6 protein-coding genes are annotated in these 6,618 nt (G+C 66.5%); 3 read left to right on the forward strand and 3 right to left on the reverse strand.

Annotation, left to right across the window (positions count from 1 at the left end; all coding sequences use genetic code 11):
* The first annotated feature begins 2 nt into the window (after positions 1–2).
* From ACNA0R_RS26600 to ACNA0R_RS26610, 3 genes are all read left to right on the forward strand, one after another.
* On the forward strand, positions 3–872 hold the full coding sequence (locus ACNA0R_RS26600; protein WP_415829089.1) for an ABC transporter permease: 870 nt from the start codon (positions 3–5) through the stop codon (positions 870–872).
* Between the two features lie 62 nt (positions 873–934).
* Positions 935–1,912, forward strand: coding sequence for an ABC transporter substrate-binding protein (locus ACNA0R_RS26605; protein WP_415829090.1), 978 nt, complete (start codon positions 935–937; stop codon positions 1,910–1,912).
* Positions 1,913–1,927: 15 nt separating this feature from the next.
* On the forward strand, positions 1,928–3,238 hold the full coding sequence (locus tag ACNA0R_RS26610) for an amidase (RefSeq protein ID WP_415829091.1): 1,311 nt from the start codon (positions 1,928–1,930) through the stop codon (positions 3,236–3,238).
* Between the two features lie 111 nt (positions 3,239–3,349).
* Here the strand turns inward: ACNA0R_RS26610 and ACNA0R_RS26615 are convergent, their stop codons facing one another.
* From ACNA0R_RS26615 to ACNA0R_RS26625, 3 genes are all read right to left on the reverse strand, one after another.
* Positions 3,350–4,405 (reverse strand): fucose-binding lectin II, encoded by a 1,056-nt coding sequence (locus ACNA0R_RS26615; protein ID WP_415829092.1) that lies wholly within the window; start codon positions 4,403–4,405, stop codon positions 3,350–3,352.
* A gap of 368 nt (positions 4,406–4,773) precedes the next feature.
* Positions 4,774–5,739 (reverse strand): N-carbamoyl-D-amino-acid hydrolase, encoded by a 966-nt coding sequence (locus ACNA0R_RS26620; protein ID WP_415829093.1) that lies wholly within the window; start codon positions 5,737–5,739, stop codon positions 4,774–4,776.
* Between the two features lie 375 nt (positions 5,740–6,114).
* Positions 6,115–6,618: hypothetical protein (locus ACNA0R_RS26625; protein WP_415829094.1), on the reverse strand; the 504-nt coding region annotated here is incomplete at its 5' end.

A 6,618-nucleotide genomic window follows, 5' to 3' on the forward strand; every position in this document is an offset into this window, starting at 1 on the left:
CCATGTCATCGATTCCTCATCGTTCCGGCGCGGGCGCGCACGAACCGCATGCCCAGCCGCGGTCCAGGGCGGGACAACGGCGCGCCGCTTTCGACACGGCCGCCGGCCGTTTCCTGCTGCAACTGATCGCGGTGCTGGTGTTTTTCCTGCTGTGGGAAGCCGGCGTGCGCGCGGGATGGATTTCGGAGTTCCTGATCGGCAAGCCGAGCGGGATCTGGGCCATCTTCGTCAAGAGCGTGATGGACGGTTCGCTGCTCTGGGATACGGGCTACACGCTGTTCGAAGCCTTGTTGGGCTTCGTCGCCGGCACGGCCATCGGGTCCATCCTTGGACTGGCGATGTGGTATTCGGTCTTCGTCGCGCGGCTGGTGGAGCCTTTCATCGTCGCCATCAACAGTGTGCCCAAGATCGCCCTGGCGCCCATCGTGCTGCTGTGGTTCGGCACCGGCCTGGTGTCCAAGGTGGCGCTGGTGGTGTCCATGACGGCCGTGGTCGCGTTGATCGCCGCCTACCAGGGCGCCAAGGATGCCGATAAGGACCTGCAGGCGCTGCTGTATTCCATGGGCGGAAGCAAGCATCAGATTTTCCATGGCGTGATCGTGCCCTCGGCCTTGCCGGCGATCATCGCGAACTTCCGCATCAATATCGGGCTGGGCCTGGTCGGGGCCGTGGTGGGCGAATTCATTTCGTCCAAGTATGGGCTGGGCCATCTGATTTACACCGCTTCCAGCCTGTACGACCTGAACTCGGTATGGGTCGGCCTGTTCGTGCTGATGCTGGTGGGCTTCCTGCTGTATCACGCCATCGATGCGCTGGAGCGCAATCTCTTGCCGTGGAAGATGGACGACGGCAGGCCGCATATCCAGGTGTAGATCCGTTTCCCCGCACGCCGCCGCGGCGGCGTTTCTCATGTCTCCATCGGAGGTTGCAAGTCATGCGCTTTTCCCAGAGTAGCCTGGCATCGCTGCTGGTCGCCGTTTCGCTGGCCGTGGCGGCCGGTCCGGCTTCGGCACAGGCCAAGAAGGTGACGGTCACGCAGGCATTCCAGTCCATGCTGTACCTGCCCCTGTACGTCGCGATCGACCAGGGCTTCTTCAAGCAGCAGGGCCTGGACGTCACCAAGGAAAACGCCGGATCGCCGACCGCGGCCTTGTCGGCGGTGCTGTCCGGCAGCGCGCAATTTTCGGTGCACGGCCCGGAATGGACCGCCATCGCCGCGTCCAAGGGCGCGAAAGTGGGCATCATCAGCAACGTGGTCAATGGCGCCGCCGTCTATATCGCCACCACGCCGGATTTCCCTTATGACGGCGTCAAAAGCCTGAAAGGCCAGAAGGTCGTGACGGGACTGATGCCGACCACCAGCACGTCCCTGTTCATGAAGCTGCTGAAGGAAAACGGCATGAATCCGGACAAGGACGTCGATATGATCCAGGTGCAGACCGGGTCGGAAGCCGGTCCCTTCCTGGGCGGCCAGGCCAAGGTCGCGGTGCTGTACGAGCCGGGACTGGACCAGGTGGCCGCGCAAGGCATGAAAGTGGTGCTGGGCTTTCCCAAGCAATACGGCGCGTACGCGTTTTCATCGGTGACCGCGCGCTCCGACGTCGACCCGGACGCCGCGCAACGCCTGGTGAACGGCATGGAGCTGGCGCTGCGCTTCATGCAGAAGAACCATGATCAAACCTTGCAGATCGCCCTGAAGGAATTCCCGACGCTGGATCCCAAGGTCGTCACCAATGCGGTCAACCGCATGCTGGCGGACAACGTCTATCCCAAGAGCGTGGAGACCTCGGCGGAGGCCTTCAAGACCGGCATGGACACGCAGATTGCCCTGGGCAATCTGAAGGCGCAGCCTGACTATGCGACCTTCGTCGTCCCGACGTATGTGAAGAAAGCGCTGGCGCTGCCTCAATAGGCCGATGCGATGAACATGACGCCACCTGCAATGCCCGGGCTGCTCGAAGCCCTGCGCGGCTTCGCGGCCGGCACGCTGGACCGTGACGCCTATCTGCGCGCCTGCGCGGCGCGGGCCGACGAATGCGAGCCCTGGCTCAAGGCCTTCGTCACCCGCGTACCGGCGGACGATTTGCGCGTCGCGGCGCAAGGGCCGCTTGCCGGCATCCCGATCGGCGTGAAGGACATCATCGCCACGGCGGGCCTGCGCACCACCAACGGCTCGGCCATTTTCGCGGATCATGTGCCGATCGAGGACGCGGCCATCGTCTCGACCATCAAACGCCTGGGCGGCACGGTGTTCGGCAAGACCGTCACTACGGAATTCGCCTTTCGCCACCCCGGCGCGACCGTCAATCCCTGGAACGCCGCCCACACGCCGGGCGGATCATCCAGCGGCTCGGCCGCGGCCGTGGCGGCGGGCATCGTGCCGCTGGCGCTGGGTACCCAGACGATGGGATCCATCGTGCGGCCGGCCGCATATTGCGGGGTGGTGGGGTTCAAGGCCAGCTTCGGCGCCGTTCCGCGCGAAGGCGTGCATCCTTTGTCCGGCTCGCTGGACCACGTCGGCTTCATGGCGCGCTGCGTCGACGACGTCGCCTATGCCCTGGCGCTGTTGGGCGATCCGGGCTACGCGCTGGCGGATGGTTCGGATCTGGCGTCGTTCCGCCTGGATCCGCGATCAGGCCTGGATCCCTTGCCCGCGCCATCGCTGGCGCTGGTGTGCGCGCCCGACTGGGACAGGGTGGACGCGCAGCAGAAGGCTTTGCTGGAGCAGGTGGCGTCGACGCTGCGACGCTCGGGCGCGGCGGTGGAAGAGGTCGTGCTGCCGGAAATCGGCCCGCCCGCGCTGGGGGCGCTGCAGCAGATCCTCGGCTACGAGGCGCTGGATATCTACGGCGGCCTGGTGGAGCGCCATCCGGATCGCGCCAGCGCGCGCCTCAAAGGCCTGGTCGAAGGATCGCGCGACATTACGCCCGCCGGCTACGCGCGGGCGCGCCGGGCGCAGCGCGAGATGCGCGCGGCCTTGTCCACGCGCCTGTCGGGATACGACGCCATCCTTACCGTTCCGGCGTCGGGCGAAGCACCCGCGGGACTGGACGATACCGGTGACGCGTCGTGGTGCGCGCCCTGGACCTTCCTGGGCTTTCCCGCCGTGACGGTGCCGGCAGGCCGGTCCGCGCGCGGCCTGCCGCTGGGCGTGCAGCTGGTCGGGACCTTCGGCCGGGATATTCCCACGCTGCGTGTGGCCAAGTGGGTGGAGACGGTCCTGGGGCAGGCGTCCTGAGACGCGGCGCTCCGACGTCCCGCGGGGGCGGCGTTCCGAGGCGCGGCAGTTTCAGGGGCCGGCGGCCGCGGGCGGTAGCCGCGCCGCGCCGGCCCATCGTCCCGGGAACCTCTAGCCCTTCCAATAGACGGTGACGCCGACATCGTCGTAGCCGGTATCGCCCGGCTTCTGCGCGCCGATGTTGACGAAATAGCCGCCGCCCAGCCGGATCGGCCGCTGCCATCCCACGTTCAGCGTCGCGCCCGAGGTGTCGAGCACCTTGATGCAAATGGTGCTCTTGCCGCCTACGCTGGCGGTCCCCGGCCCCGAAGTGAAAGTCTTGGCGATGGCGCCGGTGGCGGGAACCTGCAACTGCCCGGCGGGCGTCTTGCTGTCGATGAACACCTGCACGGTCCTGACCCAGGGCTGTTCATTGGTCGCCGAAACCGAGAACAAGGTCTTGGGCGGGATATTGAAGCAGCATTGGACACCGGTGCCGACCGGTTGGGATGACGACGGCGACGGCGACGGCGACGGTGACGGAGAAGGAGATGGCGAAGGTGATGGAGAAGGCGACGGCGAAGGCGATGGTGATGGCGATGGCGATGGCGAAGGCGAAGGCGAAGGCGATGCGGACGGTGTCGTATCGCGCTTGATGTGCCACCAGCTCAGGAAGTTGCCGCCGGTGTTGCTGTTGAGCGTGCCGGGTCCGATAACGCCCGAATTGTCGGTAGCGGAAATCAGATCGTAATAGCCGTCGCCGACGATAACCTGCACGACCGCGCCACTGCCCGTGACGACGCCGGAGACGCCATTCTGCGAAACCGAGTCCGTGCACAAGGCGATCTGCCACTGTGCCGCCGTACCGGGTCTTGCGTTCAAATTCAAGGTCTGCCCCGACCGCTGCAGGTAGGCATTGGCACCCACGTTGAAGATGTATACCTGCTGCGCCATCCGGATGACGCCCTGGGGGTCCGTGTTCGGGTCGACCGGCTTGAATATCCATTGGTTGTAGTAGGGGGCGGAATGGCCCGCTGCATCGATCGTGACGGAGCCGATCGACTGGCCGGTCAGGTAGTAGTTGGCGGCGAACGCCCGGCTGCCGCCGGAGGCGCCGTCAGTGCCGGTTCCGTCGCCCTTGCCGTTCTGCAAGTAGACGGGTTGTCCAAATTCGAGAAAGTCGGGCATGTTGCCTCCAGTACGAGTGAATTCATGCTTCTCCGTTCGATGCCGCACGTGCTCGTGATCAGCGCGTATCCATGGCCGCGGACAGCTGGGCCACTGTAGCGTCGTGGTCGTGCGGTGGCGCACCGGCGTGCGTAATCTATGTGCACTACCGGTAACGGCTTGGCGCGGGCCGGCGTGGCGCGCACGCCGGCCGACAAGTCCGGGCGCGGCGGGAACAGGCGAAGGCAATACTGGAAGTAGCCACGGCGAATGCCGCGGCCGAAAACGAAACGGCCGCATGCGGATGCGGCCGGGAAAGCGCGGCCATCTCTGCGTGCGGCCGCTGCTGCATTGCTACGGGGCCGCGGTCGGTCGCGGCCGCGGCGCGATTATCCGCGCGCCTCGGGCGGCAGCGGCAGCGGTTCGCCGGCGCCAGTGCGTTCGACGATCAATTGGTAGTGCCGCGGGCTGCGATGCTTGGCGAAGTTGAACACGTGCTGACGGAAGGTCGCGCCCAGGTCCAGATCGATCTGCGCGGTAATGACCTCGTCTTCCTCGCCGCTGGCGCGCGCGACGATTTCCCCGGAAGGCGCGACGATCATGGAGCTGCCGATCATGTGGAAGCCGTCCTCCGACCCGCACTTGGCCGCCGCGCCTATCCACACCGCGTTCTGGTAGGCGCTGGCCTGCAGCACGATTTCGTGATGGAAGGTGCGCAGGTGCACCGGCTCGGTCCAGTGAATGTTCCAGGACGGCGTGTTGTATCCCAGCACGATCAGCTCGGCGCTTTGCAGCGACATCGAACGCCATGTCTCCGGCCAGCGGCGGTCGTTGCAGATGCACATGCCGACATTGACGTCCTGCGTGTTCCAGACCGGGAAGCCCAGGTCGCCGACCTGGAAGAACTTCTTTTCCAGATGCTGGAAGGGTGCATCCGGCTTGTGATCGTCGTGGCCGGGCAGATGTACCTTGCGGTATTTGCCCACGATCTTGGCGGCGCGGTCCACCAGCACGGCGGTGTTGAAGCGGCGGCCGTCGGCGGTCAGTTCGGCATAGCCCAGATAGAAGCCCACGCCCAGCTCGCGGGCGGCGTCGAATAGCGGCTGCACGTCGGCATTGGGCATGCTGCGTTCGAAGTAGCGCTCCACCGCTTCTTCTTCCGTCATCCAGTAGCGGGGAAAGAAGGTGGTCAACGCCAGCTCGGGAAACACCACGAAGGTGGCCTGGCGCGCCGCGGCTTCCCGCAGCATGTCGACCAGGCGCTTGACGACGGCCTGGCGCGAGTCGGCCAGGTGGACCGGCCCCATCTGGGCGACGGCCAATCCGAATTTGCGGGCGCGGGATGTCTGGGTCATGAGGCGATACTCCGAAAAGACGAATGCGGCGTGCGCGGCGCCGCGTCGGCCCGCGCACGGTGGAATTTGATTCACACGGAATGTGCGCATGATGCGCGAACGCGGCGCCCGGCGAAACCCGGCCAGCCTGGCGCGCAGCTGCGGTGCAGCATCGCATCATTTTGCGCAAGCCATTGATATAAAGGCGTTTCCGGCCTGGAGTGGCGGTCGCCGGCGGGGGCGTCCATAACGCCGCCTTATAGCCGTGGCACAAATCTCGATGATGTCGCGCCTGTCGATCGACCCCCGGGCGCGGCCGCGCCCGGGATGCGGCGTCCGGCGGCCGGCGCACGGACCGCGCGCGGTCCATGCGTGGCGCACGCGCGGGCAGGACGTCTATTCGCTGCGCTGGTAGCGCTGGTCGGGCCCCGAATGGTAATGGGTGACCTTGTCGCCGTTCGGGCCGAAGTAGACGTACATGACGGAATGCCAGCGGCCATCGAGCACGTAGTAATACGACCAGACCACCTCATGCTTATCGCCCAGCCCGACCGCGCCGACGCGCGCGGGCGGGCCGAACTCGCAGCGCACGGCCTCGGGCGTCCATACGCCCTGCCGCAGCCGTTCGAAATGTTCCGGCGCCATCAGGGCTTCCATGCGCACCGCGCGGCCCTGGGTATCCAGATCGGTGCCCCAGGCGTAGCTGCCCGATGGCAGCTGCGACCAGACCACCCGCCGGGCGCCGTCGGGGCGGGTGCAGGTATAGGTGGGCGCGCCGTAGCGCGCTTCCATATCGGCCAGGGGCGTGCCGGAAGGCGTGGAGGCGATATTCGCGCAGCCGGCCAGCAGGAGGGCGGCCAGCGACAGGACGGCGCCGCCGCGGCGGCGCCGTCCTGTCGC

The sequence above is a fragment of the Bordetella sputigena genome (assembly GCF_965137885.1).
In the GTDB taxonomy this organism is placed as follows: Bacteria; Pseudomonadota; Gammaproteobacteria; order Burkholderiales; family Burkholderiaceae_B; genus Bordetella_C; species Bordetella_C sputigena.

Bases quoted from the DNA above. Each gene is read 5' to 3' on its own strand.
- ACNA0R_RS26610 (WP_415829091.1), top strand. From the start codon at position 1,928: ATGACGCCACCTGCAATGCCCGGGCTGCTCGAAGCCCTGCGCGGCTTC.
- ACNA0R_RS26615 (WP_415829092.1), bottom strand. From the start codon at position 4,405: ATGCCCGACTTTCTCGAATTTGGACAACCCGTCTACTTGCAGAACGGC.
- ACNA0R_RS26620 (WP_415829093.1), bottom strand. From the start codon at position 5,739: ATGACCCAGACATCCCGCGCCCGCAAATTCGGATTGGCCGTCGCCCAG.
- ACNA0R_RS26600 (WP_415829089.1), top strand. From the start codon at position 3: ATGTCATCGATTCCTCATCGTTCCGGCGCGGGCGCGCACGAACCGCAT.
- ACNA0R_RS26605 (WP_415829090.1), top strand. From the start codon at position 935: ATGCGCTTTTCCCAGAGTAGCCTGGCATCGCTGCTGGTCGCCGTTTCG.